Here is a 14,292-nt window from a genome sequence, read left to right on the forward strand (position 1 = left end):
GGTCGCCGCCACGACCTAATGCCATGTCAATGGCAGTTCCTGCCAGGTCATAATTTTCAACCAATGTACTGCTTCCCATACCTATACCAATACTTATGGTAATTGGAAGCCCGTTTCCAATATTAACCGTCTTAACCTCGTCTAATACTGAAAATTTATTTGTCTGCATTTTACTTATATACTTTGTCTTGAAAATAACGAAATACTTATCGTTTTCCAGTTTTCGCACAATTCCGTCATACTGGGCAAAATATTTATTAATTTTTCTGTCAATAAGAGCAACCAAAAGTGTTCTTCTTGTTGCCTCAATACTTTGAAGCACCTCGTCGTAATTATCAATATATATATGTCCTGTAACTAAACGTTCTTCCCTGTTTTCCTTAGTCAGCTGTCTTACGTGGGTTTCATCAAACATATACATGGAAATAAGGGTTCCGCTACTTTCAGACAAAGCCGCAAGAGGACTTTCCTCACTGTTTCTCATATCAAACAGCTTAAGAACTACTCTGTATTCTCCCTGTTCCATTTCCACGTCAAATTCATTTCTTCCACTTTCGTCAAACTCTAAATATTCCGGTTTAAAGCTTTCAAAAAGTGCCATTGCAGATTTGCTTCTTACATCTTTTCCCTTAAAAATATTTTCCATCTCAATATTAGTCCATAAAATCTTTCCATCCATGTCTAAAAGACTATAGGGAATTTCCATTTCACGAAGCATATGCCTTTGAACCTGACTGTAATCAGCCCCAAATTCCACCAGCATTTTCGTTATATTAGGTTTAAATCCTAAATATGCAATAACCGTTAAAACTAAATATACACCCTCGGCTAATGCCATAAAAATTCCGGCTTTAATATCCACTGCAAACATTACCACAGTAATAATTAACCAAAATGCATTGTAATAAGCCGGCCACTTAAGGTATTGCTTCATCTGACCCTTCAGTCGTAATCCTTTTCTTTTCTCTTTCATGGTTTCCTTATCCATATATCGCTCCATCACGCCTGTTTAACGCAGTTTACAATATTTTTTAAGATATTTGTAATATATTTTACGTCTCTTAATGCCTCTTAGTATACCATTTTTCCGTAAATAATAAAAGCATATAGTTTTGCAAGTGCAACTTATCCCTTTTCTAATTTACTTTTTTATGTTTTTGTCTTAAAATAATGCTGTAAATTAAGATTATGAACGGAGATTATTTATGTTTAGAGTTTGGGCAAGAACCTTTAAAAGTAACAAAATGCTTAAAAGCACCACAATAGAACTGGATATTCCTAACGAAACAAGAACTCACAAAGTGTTTATGGCACTGGAGCAGGTTTGTGAGGAATTTGATTTAAGCAATCCTATCTGGCTGGATACAAATATTAATGAATTTAAACGTATCGCCCGCACAAGGTTTTATTCTGACAGTTTTGTTGAAACTATAGATTTTGATTATTTGGATTTTTACGTTATAGAAGAGGATGATGTTTAGTACTTACATCACCGTAAATACTAAACATATCCTAAAACTAATTTTCACATCAAATATTTAGCTTTCCACTTTTGTCTTGTCTTTTCCGTTATTTTTTTCTTCCATTTTCCTTAGAATTATTTCCCCTTTTTTCTGCATATACACTGCTATTGCTTCTTTAAGTAATTCCTCTGAAATCATATCCTTCATCTCTTTACACCTCACTTATTTTTCTTAAGAGAACTTTTTTGGCATATATAGTACACTATATATAAATCTCTCTATATATACCAACGTGTGAAAAAGCATTTCGGAACAAAACTTTTTTATTTTCGTTGTTTTGCACAAATTTAGTTTTCTTTTTTGTACATTTATTCCCTACTTAGACATTGTTTTGCAAAAGGAATATGTAAACGTTCTTCTTTGGGTAAACTGTCCCATAACACTATTTTTCATTGCTGTTTCATGCATATATTTTAAAGCATCCTTTGCATTATTAAATTTTGCCTTTCCCTCATAATGCTTTATACACTCATCAGTTATGGCTCTTGCGTTTTTAGGATTTTGCCAGAACAAATCGCAGAAATAGGCAATTAACCGGCTGTTGGTAAGTCCATATTCACTGCGGGCAACATTTATTCTTACTGCCACATCTGACTGAACCTGTGATTTTTGTACTTCTATGCCAAAACTGCTGCCTAAAAGTGCCTTCACTGCCACTAATTCTTCCTCACTAAAGCTTCTGGCACCATTTTCCCAGCTATCCCCTGACAAAATATCCGAGTATAACTTATCAGCCTTTTCCTTTTGCTTCTTTTTAGAGCCGGTAAAGGAGTTGTTAATTATATCTCTCGCCTCCTCTACATTAGTGGCACATATTCTTTTAAGCAGATTATGGGCTCTTTCCCCATACCACTGCCATGCCCCTACTGTAATGGTCTTTTCTCCTTTAAACTGAGTCAGACCATTTCTGGCTGCCATATAGTTTCCCGACTCATTTTGTGCCAAAAGTGAAATAATGCTGTTGGTAAGTTCATCACTTCCGCTAAAAGAACCTACATTTATTACACTTTGAAGCTGAGCCTGATACTCTAACTCCTGTTCTTCTTTATAATCTTCATATTCTGACTTTGTCATTGCCGACTCTGCCACAATATCAATGGCTACGGAAGAAACCGGCACCCATCCTGTTATGGATTCCGTCCTTTGAACCCTGAGATATTTTTTATTATTGCTAAATCCGATAACCGGATATGAACGTCCTGAATATCCCATGCCTACAGCCACATCTTTTCCTTTAGCTTCACTTTTTAACGCCACATCTTTTGTAAATTTCGCCTCTATTAAATTGTCATCTAATAAAACCGTCTCCACATCGCTGTCTACCACAACATCTTTAACAGACACATATCCGGTAATTTTTCCTGACTTTATTTTATATTTCTTACCGTCCTGCTCAACAACCTTCATTATTCCTTTATCCGGCAGATAACCGATAACTTTTGACTTTTTATCTTTTGTTTTGTAGATTTTGGCACACTCATCGTCGTTGTCACTTAAATCAACTACACCCATATCAAATATTTTCTTTTTATATTTATCAATTTCAGATAATTTGGTTTTCTTTTTATTCTTTTTCTTAACCGTCTTCTTTTGAAGCTTTGTAACATTTAAATCTTTATTTAATACGCTGATATTATTTCCTATGGTTTCAATATTATTTTGTATATTTATTGCTCTTAAATCAGCTGCCGGTGTATCAGCAGATACACACAATGTTAAAACCATACCTAAAATTAACGCTTTTGCTCGCATTTTCCGTCCATCCTTTCAAATAAATTTCAAGGCTTTTGTTAGTCTTTCTATTCAACATTATCATTATATCACCGGTGACAAATACCACCAGTAATTTACCCTATATTTCATAGAATTTTAACAATTTTATATCTCCCCTATTTGTTTATATCCATTATCATCCAAATTTAGCATAATTACCCCACAGTTTTTCTGTAGCCCCCCTGACCAATATTCATCAATGCCGTGATTTAACACGTAGCACATAATGCCTTTATTCATTGCCCCATGTCCTGCAATCAGCACTCTGTTTAGCTTGTTTCTTTGTGGCTCAATAACCTGTTTCATAAACTCCTTTGTTCTATGACACACTTCCTCAAAGGATTCCCCGTTTTCAGGTGGAATGTAATGCCCCGGATCATCAAAAAACTTACAAAAAGAGTTGCTTTTGTCCTTTTTTAGCTGGTCTGCCTGCATTCCTTCATTTATTCCGAAATTAATTTCCCTTAATCTATCATCCTTTATAATAGGTATATTACGCTCTCCCTTAATAATGCATGCTGTTTCGTATGCACGGTTAAGAGGTGAACTGTAAATTACATCAAAATCCACATTTTCAAGCTGTTTTCCCCTTTCTCTTGCCTCATTTCGTCCTACTTCACTTAAATCAATATTCCTGTTTCCCTGAAGACGTTTTGATTTATTCCAAAGGGTTTCACCATGTCTTACAATATATATTTCCATTTATTTCTCCTTTAAATGCTTTTGCCTTATGAATTATAGCACTATGATCTTTTTACTTCAAACCGTGTTTATTGACAATATCCTATTTTTTACTTATAATCATTTAAAACCATTGTTATGGAGTGGATTTTTTTAAGACTTAGGTTTTATTTTCGCCACACAGCTTAATACAAGTTGTGTGGCTTTTATATTGTCAAAAAAGGAGAATTATAATGAATCAGACTTTTATGAAGGAAAAGCCGATTTTTCCACTGGTTTTATCCATGGCTTTGCCTATGACTATATCTATGCTGGTAAATGCCTTATATAATATAGTAGACAGTTATTTTGTTGCCAGTATCAGCGAAAGCGCAATGACTGCTTTGTCACTGGTTTATCCTATACAAAACATAGTGACCGCAGTAACTGTTGGCTTTGGTATTGGAATTAATGCCATGGTGGCTTTTTTTCTTGGGGCTGATGATAAGCATATGGCTAACCGTGCCACATCTCTTGGAATGCTGTGCAATTTTATTCACGGAATACTTTTAACTATTATCTGTATTTCCATAATGCCCGGCTATCTTGGGCTTTTTACGGAAGATGCAGGAGTAATTTCTCAGGGACTTACTTATTCCCACATTGTTTTTGCTTTTTCCGTACCTATATCCGTGTCTATTAGCTTTGAAAAAATTTTTCAGGCTGTTGGGCGTATGAAGGTTTCAATGGTATGCATGATGATTGGGTGTGTTGCTAATATTATTTTGGATCCATTTTTTATATTTGGAATTGGATTTTTCCCAAAACTCGGGATTGAAGGTGCGGCTATTGCCACTGTAATAGGTCAGATTGCCACCCTTTTAGGATATGTTTTGGTTTATTTTTTAAGACCTATGCCTGTTAAAATCAGAATTTCTGATATGGGATTTGATTTAACATTATTAAAAAGATTATATGTTGTGGGATTTCCGGCAACTCTTAACTTGGCTCTGCCTTCACTTCAGGTATCTGTTCTTAACAGGATTCTTGCAGTCTACTCAGGCAGTTATGTTTTAGTTTTAGGTGCCTACTACAAGCTTCAGACGTTTTTGTACCTTACGGCAAATGGTGTGGTGCAGGGAATGCGCCCTCTCATATCCTATAATTATGGTGCCGGTGAAAAGGTACGTGTCCAAAAGATTTTTAAAACAGCTCTTAGCATAATCATTGCCGTTATGGCTCTTGGAACCGTCCTTTGCCTGTGGATTCCTCAGTATCTTATTGGACTATTCTCCGACAATGAAGCCACCATTGAAATCGGTTGTACCGCTCTTCGCTTTATTAGTGCAGGATTTATTGTTTCTTCCCTGTCTATCACGGTATCCGGTTCCTTAGAAGCTTTGGGAAAGGGATTTTCTTCCCTTGTTATTTCAATGTTGAGATACATTGTAGTTATGTTAGGACTTGCTTTCATATTAAATCACTTCTATGGTACTTACGGAGTTTGGGCAAGTTTCGGTGTCACAGAACTTATTACCGCCTTGTTCGCCTATGTTATCCACAAAAAAAGCGGATGCGGGGCAGTTAAGTGAGGTGGTTAACGTATATTCACATCGCTTTCTAGTGATAGAATATTGTCCTTAGGTGACAATATTCTATTATCATGAGTTGCCACAACCACCATTGAATTGTTTTCTGTCTTTATCTGCCTTAATTCTCTCATGATTATCCGGGCATTATCAGCATCTAATGAAGCCGTTGGTTCATCTGCAATAATAACATCCGGATTATTTATAAGTGCCCTTGCCATTTCAACTCTTTGCTTTTCTCCACCAGACAATTTTTCCACAATAACATTTTTTAAGTTGCCAATTCCCAGTCTTTCCAGTAGTCCGAAAGCCTTGGTATAGGCGTTGCCATTCACCTTTCCACCAATATATATGGGCAATAACACATTGTCTAATACAGATAGCTTAGATATTAACATAGCTTCCTGATGTACATATCCTATTCTGGAATTTCTATATTTTAATATTTCTTTTTTATTTTTATATTTAATGGGACTTCCGTCAAAATAATAAACTCCCCTGTCCATTTTTTCCACAAGTCCGATTATATTCAATAACGTTGTCTTTCCTGTTCCGGAATCACCTACAATAAAGTTAATCTTCTCACTATCCAATTTCAGAGAATAATCACTAAAAATTTGTTTACTCCTAAAATAATCCACCTGATATTTTTTATACATATTGTGTATTTCAATCTTCATTTTCTTTTCCTTAATAAAATCTACTTTATTTTATGCAACATTAACATGGTATAAATTCCCTGTAGTCCCATAATTATTGCAAACAATGAGCCAATTATTATATAGCTGCTTTCACTGTATAGTATTTTTTGAACTTCTCCATTATTTCTACTGTTGCACAAAATCTCTATTATAAAAACTATTCCAAAGGCAACTATGCACTGTAAAAGCATATCTAACATACATAATGCAAATATTTTTTTCTTAGACATTCCCAATGCATAAAACACTTTATATATTTCCAGATTTAAGTTATAAATCATTGCCGATATTAGAACAAAGCTATTAATGATTAATACCCCAAACATTAATATGTATATGCCTGATGTACTAAGTTTTTCTCTCATTTCATTGCTTGAGTTCCTTTTCACCTCTTCAAAGGATGTTATATCATAATTTGAAAAGGCTTTCCTTATATCCTGTTCATTTCCCTTTGCAATTAAAGATATAATTGAAACCTTTCCCGTAATACTTTTAGCCATCTCTTTACTATTTGTAATAAGGCAATTATTATCCATTTTCTCTAACATCAGCTGATAGTCCATTTGTTTTCCACCTGAATTAAGTTTTGCAAATACAAAATCCTTTTTTAATATTCCACTCACCTTGCCTTTAACCTGTGTGCCTGTACTTAATGTTATTTTTATTATATCTCCTATTTTATATTTGCGATTCCAATCATAGCCTAAAATAAACTGCTGTTTCTTTTTCCCTTCAAACCACATTCCATATTTCAGCTTATACCGGATTTTTTCCATGGTATCATTAACATATATCACAGTTACATACTCCCCATTTAGCTGTGCATTTCCCTGTAATTCATAACCTACCTCAATTCCGTACCTACCCTGAATATCCCTGCATTTCTTTGTCAATGTATTTACATCCTGTGATTCATTAACACAGTTTGATATATAGTACATATCACTATCATAGCGTATGCTTTCATTTATATTTTTTTGTTCCCAAAGATCAAATACTTCTCCCTTGATAAATAGCACAAATATTATTATCTGTATTATAAACAGAATTTTATATTTTCCGTTTACCTGTAATGTTTTTAAAAAAAGTGTCACTTTTTTTCTCCTTAATTTCTACTGCCCCAAACACACTTATTACCAAACCAAATGCCAGTGAATAAATCCCCCAAAAAACAGGCAACTCATAAATCACAAATTTAATAACCTGACTAATTGATATGAACCACCCTCTGGAAATCAGCAATATTCCAACAGCCGTTCCTAAATAAGCTAACAGAAAAAACATCAATTCAAAAATGTAATAGCATAATATAATTTTTTTCTTTCCTGCACCATATTTGTAAAATATTTTAAATAAATTACAATTTCTTCCTGTATATTCCCCAAAAAATATCAGATAGCCTACTGCAAAAAGAATCAGTACAATTTGAATATTTATATTTATCACATTTTCTATTGTATATTCTCCCCAATAATAACAGGAAATAAAATATATACAAAAAATGCATATTAGTTGAAATGTCAGTAATGTTCTAAATAATATATTATTTTTTATTAATGTTTTAAAAAAAATTTTAACCATAATGTTGATATATAAATAATGAGGCTATAAATAGCCTCATTATTTATCAAAAAATTTTGCAATACCTTTCTCTATTTTTGTATTATTTAACAGATGAATAATCAATATCGATAATATTATTCCTATAAAATTCAAAATAACATCATCCACATCACATACTTTATTAGGAAATTTTGTGATTATATCTATAATATACTGTGTTATTTCTATAAAAACAATAGCCATAAAGCAATAAACAATGCATTTTCTGTAAGATTTTATAAAAAAAACATAATACAAAAAAAATACTAAAGGCATCAATAAGAGAATGTTTCCTCCCACCTGTACAGCAAAATTATGCACGCTTCCGACTCCCGTAATGGTCCTAAATGGTACGAAATTTGCGTAATTCATTTTCATCTTTTCCACCATATCATCACTCATTGCCCTATTAAACACGATTCTAACTGGTGTGTATACAACCTTAACTAAACATAAAATATATAATTCAAACAAAATCAAACCATATATGTTATACTTGTTTTTCTTTTTCAGTTTATATATTAATAATGTAATACACAGTATTAATATATATAATAGGGCAAAAATTTCTAAATGTAAATCAATTACTATCATTTAGACCTCCATGCCTATGGAGCATCCCATGTAAATGTAACTGTTCCCTCCACATGATATCTATACGGAGATGACAAATATACCCTGTAGGTAGCCTTTTCTTTTGTCGTAAATGTTACTGTTTTAAACTCGTGACTATTAACACTCTTGGACGAAATGTCAGCGCCCCCCCAACCATACCAACGTTTTTGTTCAACATAAATATCAATTGGACAATCATAACTTCTGACACAATTAGGTTGCATACCTACCTTTAATTTGCCTTTCTTTTTTATGTTCATTGACTTACTATAAACCCCCGCACTCATAGAGTATGTTGTTTTACGAATCTTTGTATCCGCAAACACAACCGTTGTTGACAAAACTGTTATAATCAGAATTGCCAACACTTGTTTTAAATGATGTTTCATATAGATAACCTCCATTCCTTTCAATTTTTTCTACATTTTTCCAATGTAAACATTCCTCCCATTTTACATTTATTTTTATATGAAGTCAAATATTTTTTACTTTTTCATCTTTTTTGCAAATATTAAAATTAACATTTTATTCTATATCAATTCGATTTTTAACTATATTTTTATTCCCACTTCATATTTTATAGTAGCCTTTATAAATATTATTACTGTCTGCACTCCCTTTGTTTTAATGGGATTTCTCTATTCTTGTTTTTATCATTGTTCGTGATATGTCTTTCGATTGGTGTAGTAATTGGTGTAGTAGAAAACTAGGTTTGTATCTCCCAAATTATGAGATTTTTATATTATTTAATTTGCTCAACTCCTGTTGTTTCTTTTCTTCGGTAACATGCGTATAGATATTCATTGTCGTTTTAATATCAGCATGCCCCATTATGGATTGGGTTGTTTTCACGTTTAAATCATTTTCACATAATCTTGTACAAAATGTATGTCGCATTATATGTGCAGAAAACTCTGGCATTTCTATTGCTTCTCTGTTTTCTTTTTCCGCCTTTTGTATTTCCTGCTCCTGCTCTCTTAATTCAATTATATTATTTGCATATATTGTCTGTCGCTCGCCTGTATCATCCGTAAAGCGATACATATACAGACCGTCTTTTCTTTGGCTTTCTCCTACTTTTAAAACTCTGCCCTTTGAATCTACTCGCTTTTTTCTTGCCATAGTTTTATATCCTTTCTGAAATTAGTTTGAAAGAATACTCACACTATGATAAGATTATTTCGTAGTGCAGAGTATTCTTATTTTGTACTAAGTCAATGGGTTAGTCATTCGCTTTGGTCGGGGAGTGACTAACTTTTTTATTTACCTAATAACAAGTTTATTCCCTGTCGTATGGCTTCGCCTTTGGTTATATTGTTTTTCTTGCAATACTCTTGTAATGCCTGTTCCGTTTTAATATCTAAACGGACGCTAAACCTTATATCCTTTTTTACGTCAGCACTTGCTTTCGGTCTGCCGACTTTTTGTGACACTATCTTTTCACTTCCTTTCTATTTTTGTCACACCTATATTGTAATATTTGTCACGCAAAAATTCAACTATGAATTTTAATCAATGTATGTATCTAAAACTTTGCTTGCTGTCGGAATATCGATTCTTACGGATTTTCCAAAACGCTTTATTGCTCCTGTTCCGTCAAGCAAATTCATAAGGGTATTTCTTCCAAGTTTGTAATAATCACAAGCCTGTGGAACTGTTGCATATTTTTCTATTGTATCTGAATAACTGCCTTTTCGCATAAATAGCACTTCCTTTCAATCATATTAAATATTATCGTAGCCTGTAAATTTTTATTTGTTTCAGTTCCTCATCTGATATGACATGAAACTCTTCATCCCTATGCAGATATTTTTCAACAGAATCATATACGTCTAGCGTTCCATCTGCATGATAGTGGTGTACTTCATGAATCCTGCGTAGAAATGCCTGCCAAGATTCAGGACTGTTTTTTTGTACCTCTGAATACTGCATTTCCAAACTCCAATTAGATATTATGTAAACTCTGCTGTAGCAGGCAAATTTATTGCTGTACCTTGCAGGAAGTTCAATCGGATATATGTCACAGTAGTTGAGCATATCAGATATTTTTATACCCGACCTAAATTCGTCGAAGGCAATTACTTCCTGCGTTCCATAACCATCAAAAGGATGTAAATAGTCACTGACCCTGTACACATTGGAATTGCCGTGTTCGTCTAATACCCCTCGGGTTTTGCCAGTGCCTGTTGCACCATAGATATATATCACTTTTAAATCCAATCGTCTTTCATTCTTGTATTTTTCCGTTAACAGCATAGTTCGGACTTTATCCAGTTTGTCAATGTTCAAGATATAATCATTATTTATAGCCAAAATTTCAGCGTTTGAGTATCCGTTTTTTATCATCTCATAGAGTTCTTCCATGTCGGCTTTTTTACCTCTTTGTGTGGGAATCTCTCCCCATTCCTCAAAAGTACCTTCAACGCTTGTTTCTGCCTTGTTTGTTTCTGCCCATTTTCCTGTTTTCTTAATATATTCAACATTAGATTGAGCAGAGCCTTTGGCAATTTCAATATGTGCTTCATCAAAATTTTTCTTCACTTTCGACCAACGAACTCTAGAAGAAAAGACAACATAGATATGCGTATGATACGTACCCTGTCCCCCGATTTCATCAGCCATACAGAAATACTTTAAAGTGGTAAAATTCATAATCAGTGTTTCTTTTATCTTTTCGTGAGTATAACCATATTCAACAGGGTTATTGATTGTAAGTTGAAAGGCATTTCTCTGCACATTCTTTATGTTTTCCTGTTGCAATTTTTATCAACTCCTTTCCTTACATATAAACTAACACATTACTTCGTTTATTCAAATTTCAATGCTCACCCCTAAAAGTAGGAGAGTACAAAGCTTATTTTGTTCGATTTGTTCATTTGGTGCGAACAGGAATTTTGAACCTTAAAACCCTTCATTTATGGGGATTTTATTAATGATTTTATTTGTTTGTGCATGGCACGGTAGTATTTACCAGTTTTGCTAAGGAAGCTTTTCCTATTATCAGATATCGTACAAAGGACATTACATATATCACAAGAGAGAAATGTAAATGTGGCAGAACTCACGCACGTATTCACAGACTTATGGGACGTTCAGATGACATGCTTATTATCAAGGGTGTTAATGTTTATCCTTCACAGGTTGAAGAAGTTCTTATTAAACAGGGTATGCCTGCTAACTACCAGCTTATTGTTGACCGTGTAAATAACAGCGACACAATGGAAGTTTTAGTTGAGATGACACCTGAAATGTTTTCTGATACAGTTAGCTCAATTGAATCCAAGGAGAAAGAAATTGTTGCTGCTCTTAAGAGCATGCTTGGCATTTATGCTAAAGTTAAATTGGTTGAACCAAAGTCAATTACACGTTCAGAAGGAAAAGCTGTCCGTGTTATAGATAAACGTAAAATTTAAGGAGGTTTTTATATGTATATTCATCAGATTTCAGTGTTCGTTGAAAACAAGCCGGGTAACATTGCAAACTTTACCAATTTTCTGGCTGAACACAAAATAGACATGCGAGCATTCCAGATTGCTGATTCAAGCGATTTTGGTATTATTCGTATTATTGTAGACGATTCTTTTAACACTCTTACTTTATTAAGAGACCATAATTGGGTATGTAATCTTGCACACGTCATTGGCGTAAAGCTTCCGGACGAGCCGGGTTCAATGTCTAAGGCAATGAATGTTATTGCTGCCAACGGATACAGCGTTGATTATGTTTATGCCTTCCTTGCAAGAGGCACAGACGATGCCCTTATGGTATTCCGTGTTAAGGACGAATACACAGACAAAGTCGCTTCATTATTGGTTAAGAACGGAATGAAAACTGTTGACCAGGAAGATTTGACTAAGATGTAGTTTAGACGTTGATATTATTATTGAGCTAAACGGCAAATGCCATTTAGCTCTTTTTTCGTAGCATTATAGCAATACAAAAAGCGCCCCTCTACCTAAAGGAACAGGGCGACTGCTACGGTTACCAGTTTTCCAAACCGCTCCATTGACAAAATTCTAAACTACAATTTTTCGACAGATGCGCCTGAAGAAAGCTAAACCCGACGATCACAAGACCGTCGGTTTTTTCGTTTTCTCACTATGTATTTACTTTATTTTTACATTTGTTCCGTCCAGGGATTTGTTTTATTTCGGAAGTTTTACTTCGCTCTGATCACTTTTTTAATCTGCGGTCCCTGACCATTGCTCTTATTTAATCCTGTATTCATATAAATGTTCAGCTTCTTACCAGTCTGTGCTCCCTTTGGCAGCCATACAGTGTAGCTTTTCTTATTGCCTTTTATCCATGTATCACCAATCCTCATACCGCCGATCTTCGGAACTTTCTTCTTCAATGTTACTTTTACTTTATATTTTGTCCATGTGTACGGTTTGTGGTAAATCGGTGGGTACCAGTAATCTCCACTCCAGTGTCCTGGAGATGTCCAGCCTCTTACTTTCACCTTTTTCTTCTGTACAATCTTAATAGACTTCACAGCCGGTTTTACTGCCGAACCAGTCTTCAATGTCACTACGTCAGACGGTGTACCGGTTGCTCCATTCGCATAAGCCTGCGTACGGAACTTATAAGTTGTCAACGGCTTCAGATTCTTTACTATAGTTGCTTTATAACAATTATAATCTTTCACCGTTTTTACAGTTGTCCACTTACCACCTTTGTAAATCTGAATTCTAGCATTTGTCCCCATCATCTTCGTGGATCCTACGGTTACTTTTGCATAATTATGATAAGTCACTACTGTAGGTTTTTTTAATTTCTCTACCGGTACATAAAGATTTGTTGTATAAGTCTTTCCATTCTTTGTTTTGAAGGTAAGCCAACTCTGTCTACCAGCTTTAATATTATAGATTGGAACTTCGCCATGAGCAACCTTGTTGCTGTTATAGTTCCATGTCTTTCCAGAAATATGATCGTATACTTCTACGATTTTATCATCGGAATTTGCAGGTACCGTCTCTGCAACGACTTTTATGTTTCCTAACTGTGATTTCTTTACTTCTTGATGAGAACATTTAATCTTCTCAGCCGAAATATAGTTATGTCCATTCAGATTAAAATCAAAAATTGCCGGGTAATAAGCACCCTTGCTAGTAGATATGCATACATAATATATTCCACGCGTTAGTACCTTTGCTCCAGGCTCCCACGCCTCTTTGCCATTGTATTGTGAGGATCCTTCGCTATAGATTTGATTATTATTAGAGTCATAGACACGAATGAACGTACGATTCTGTCCGAAATAAGTTGCTCTTTCTGTGTTAACAAGGTGGAAGCTTGGATCAATCACTGCTTTGTCTGCAACATTAAACTTGTACCAACGTTCATCTGTTCCCGTTCCTGTCAGACCTTCATAAAGACTGTACGGATGTCCGGATAACGGAATCTCATATGCTGTATCTTTTGTAAGACCAATCTCGTCTTCTTTGAATCCGATTTTTTGATCAATGAATTCTGCGGTGATAGTAATATCCGTATAAGCTGCTGCATTTCTTGTAAATTCCACTTCACAGGCCTTTTCTACCCACTGACACGGATATAAATAAAGTACATTTGCATCCTTTACTGCTGTAGCCATACGGCTGGCAACTTCATGACCGCCTATCCATAATTTCGTATGGTAATTCCGCATAGGAATATTGTGCGAAAATGTTACTTTCATCGGCCTCTGTGTATTATTTGTTACTTCAATATGCTGTTCAAGCCCATCTGTTCTCTCAAATTGTACTATTTGTGATCCTTCAGATTTAAATTCCACTGAGTGCGTAACAGATTCCGCTTTCACTCCAATATCAGTTGTGAACCAGCCAC

General features: G+C 34.6%; 16 protein-coding genes and 2 pseudogenes. 4 read left to right on the forward strand and 14 right to left on the reverse strand.

Features of this window, described 5'->3' with window-relative positions:
* Positions 1 to 988, reverse strand: a pseudogene (locus tag Q5O30_RS09185) (DHH family phosphoesterase); the annotation flags it as partial.
* A gap of 217 nt (positions 989 to 1,205) precedes the next feature.
* Here Q5O30_RS09185 and Q5O30_RS09190 point away from each other — a divergent pair.
* A complete protein-coding gene (locus Q5O30_RS09190; protein ID WP_021953456.1) occupies positions 1,206 to 1,481 on the forward strand; it encodes a hypothetical protein in 276 nt (91 codons plus the stop codon).
* Between the two features lie 57 nt (positions 1,482 to 1,538).
* On the opposite strand, the gene Q5O30_RS09195 is transcribed toward Q5O30_RS09190, so the two are convergent.
* The 3 genes from Q5O30_RS09195 to Q5O30_RS09205 form a co-directional block, all read right to left on the reverse strand.
* A complete protein-coding gene (locus Q5O30_RS09195) occupies positions 1,539 to 1,670 on the reverse strand; it encodes a hypothetical protein (protein WP_021953457.1) in 132 nt (43 codons plus the stop codon).
* A 168-nt stretch (positions 1,671 to 1,838) separates the two neighbouring features.
* Entirely contained in the window at positions 1,839 to 3,275 is a 1,437-nt protein-coding gene (locus tag Q5O30_RS09200; RefSeq protein ID WP_021953458.1) for a hypothetical protein, read from the reverse strand.
* 126 nt (positions 3,276 to 3,401) lie between these two features.
* A complete protein-coding gene (locus Q5O30_RS09205; protein ID WP_021953459.1) occupies positions 3,402 to 3,998 on the reverse strand; it encodes a histidine phosphatase family protein in 597 nt (198 codons plus the stop codon).
* 212 nt (positions 3,999 to 4,210) lie between these two features.
* Between Q5O30_RS09205 and Q5O30_RS09210 the strand changes: the two genes are divergently transcribed.
* On the forward strand, positions 4,211 to 5,548 hold the full coding sequence (locus Q5O30_RS09210) for an MATE family efflux transporter (RefSeq protein WP_021953460.1): 1,338 nt from the start codon (positions 4,211 to 4,213) through the stop codon (positions 5,546 to 5,548).
* A 5-nt stretch (positions 5,549 to 5,553) separates the two neighbouring features.
* Here Q5O30_RS09210 and Q5O30_RS09215 read toward each other — a convergent pair whose 3' ends face one another.
* The 9 genes from Q5O30_RS09215 to Q5O30_RS09255 form a co-directional block, all read right to left on the reverse strand.
* Positions 5,554 to 6,225 carry an ATP-binding cassette domain-containing protein gene (locus Q5O30_RS09215; protein ID WP_021953461.1) on the reverse strand — a complete coding sequence of 224 codons (672 nt, stop codon included), beginning with the start codon at positions 6,223 to 6,225 and terminating at the stop codon, positions 5,554 to 5,556.
* Between the two features lie 20 nt (positions 6,226 to 6,245).
* A complete protein-coding gene (locus tag Q5O30_RS09220; protein ID WP_021953462.1) occupies positions 6,246 to 7,340 on the reverse strand; it encodes an ABC transporter permease in 1,095 nt (364 codons plus the stop codon).
* Positions 7,297 to 7,692, reverse strand: coding sequence for a hypothetical protein (locus tag Q5O30_RS09225; protein WP_147365663.1), 396 nt, complete (start codon positions 7,690 to 7,692; stop codon positions 7,297 to 7,299). The genes Q5O30_RS09220 and Q5O30_RS09225 overlap by 44 nt, the downstream gene beginning before the upstream one ends.
* A gap of 174 nt (positions 7,693 to 7,866) precedes the next feature.
* Entirely contained in the window at positions 7,867 to 8,442 is a 576-nt protein-coding gene (locus Q5O30_RS09230; RefSeq protein WP_021953464.1) for a VanZ family protein, read from the reverse strand.
* 14 nt (positions 8,443 to 8,456) lie between these two features.
* Positions 8,457 to 8,852, reverse strand: coding sequence for a hypothetical protein (locus Q5O30_RS09235; RefSeq protein WP_021953465.1), 396 nt, complete (start codon positions 8,850 to 8,852; stop codon positions 8,457 to 8,459).
* A gap of 337 nt (positions 8,853 to 9,189) precedes the next feature.
* Positions 9,190 to 9,585, reverse strand: coding sequence for an integrase DNA-binding domain-containing protein (locus Q5O30_RS09240; RefSeq protein WP_021953466.1), 396 nt, complete (start codon positions 9,583 to 9,585; stop codon positions 9,190 to 9,192).
* A gap of 137 nt (positions 9,586 to 9,722) precedes the next feature.
* Positions 9,723 to 9,896: a ribbon-helix-helix protein, CopG family gene (locus tag Q5O30_RS09245; RefSeq protein ID WP_118589494.1), complete on the reverse strand. Its 174-nt coding sequence runs from the start codon at positions 9,894 to 9,896 to the stop codon at positions 9,723 to 9,725.
* A 75-nt stretch (positions 9,897 to 9,971) separates the two neighbouring features.
* Positions 9,972 to 10,163: a DUF6462 family protein gene (locus Q5O30_RS09250; protein ID WP_021953467.1), complete on the reverse strand. Its 192-nt coding sequence runs from the start codon at positions 10,161 to 10,163 to the stop codon at positions 9,972 to 9,974.
* A gap of 31 nt (positions 10,164 to 10,194) precedes the next feature.
* Positions 10,195 to 11,223, reverse strand: a complete 1,029-nt coding sequence (locus Q5O30_RS09255) for a hypothetical protein (RefSeq protein WP_021953468.1) — start codon at positions 11,221 to 11,223, stop codon at positions 10,195 to 10,197.
* A gap of 194 nt (positions 11,224 to 11,417) precedes the next feature.
* Here Q5O30_RS09255 and Q5O30_RS09260 point away from each other — a divergent pair.
* Positions 11,418 to 11,876 (forward strand): annotated as a pseudogene (locus Q5O30_RS09260) (phenylacetate--CoA ligase family protein); the annotation flags it as partial.
* Positions 11,877 to 11,888: 12 nt separating this feature from the next.
* On the forward strand, positions 11,889 to 12,326 hold the full coding sequence (locus tag Q5O30_RS09265; protein ID WP_021953470.1) for an ACT domain protein: 438 nt from the start codon (positions 11,889 to 11,891) through the stop codon (positions 12,324 to 12,326).
* A 296-nt stretch (positions 12,327 to 12,622) separates the two neighbouring features.
* On the opposite strand, the gene Q5O30_RS09270 is transcribed toward Q5O30_RS09265, so the two are convergent.
* Positions 12,623 to 14,113, reverse strand: coding sequence for a fibronectin type III domain-containing protein (locus Q5O30_RS09270; protein ID WP_302674677.1), 1,491 nt, complete (start codon positions 14,111 to 14,113; stop codon positions 12,623 to 12,625).
* Between the last annotated feature and the right edge of the window lie 179 nt (positions 14,114 to 14,292).

It is taken from the genome of Eubacterium sp. CAG:161 (genome assembly GCF_000432355.1).
Classification (GTDB): domain Bacteria; phylum Bacillota; class Clostridia; order Lachnospirales; family Lachnospiraceae; genus Eubacterium_G; species Eubacterium_G segne.

Coding starts and splice junctions, on each gene's coding strand:
- Q5O30_RS09235 (WP_021953465.1), bottom strand. CDS start 8,852: ATGAAACATCATTTAAAACAAGTGTTGGCAATTCTGATTATAACAGTT.
- Q5O30_RS09240 (WP_021953466.1), bottom strand. CDS start 9,585: ATGGCAAGAAAAAAGCGAGTAGATTCAAAGGGCAGAGTTTTAAAAGTA.
- Q5O30_RS09190 (WP_021953456.1), top strand. CDS start 1,206: ATGTTTAGAGTTTGGGCAAGAACCTTTAAAAGTAACAAAATGCTTAAA.
- Q5O30_RS09265 (WP_021953470.1), top strand. CDS start 11,889: ATGTATATTCATCAGATTTCAGTGTTCGTTGAAAACAAGCCGGGTAAC.
- Q5O30_RS09250 (WP_021953467.1), bottom strand. CDS start 10,163: ATGCGAAAAGGCAGTTATTCAGATACAATAGAAAAATATGCAACAGTT.
- Q5O30_RS09200 (WP_021953458.1), bottom strand. CDS start 3,275: ATGCGAGCAAAAGCGTTAATTTTAGGTATGGTTTTAACATTGTGTGTA.
- Q5O30_RS09210 (WP_021953460.1), top strand. CDS start 4,211: ATGAATCAGACTTTTATGAAGGAAAAGCCGATTTTTCCACTGGTTTTA.
- Q5O30_RS09205 (WP_021953459.1), bottom strand. CDS start 3,998: ATGGAAATATATATTGTAAGACATGGTGAAACCCTTTGGAATAAATCA.
- Q5O30_RS09270 (WP_302674677.1), bottom strand. CDS start 14,113: ATGCGGAATTACCATACGAAATTATGGATAGGCGGTCATGAAGTTGCC.
- Q5O30_RS09195 (WP_021953457.1), bottom strand. CDS start 1,670: ATGAAGGATATGATTTCAGAGGAATTACTTAAAGAAGCAATAGCAGTG.
- Q5O30_RS09215 (WP_021953461.1), bottom strand. CDS start 6,225: ATGAAGATTGAAATACACAATATGTATAAAAAATATCAGGTGGATTAT.
- Q5O30_RS09230 (WP_021953464.1), bottom strand. CDS start 8,442: ATGATAGTAATTGATTTACATTTAGAAATTTTTGCCCTATTATATATA.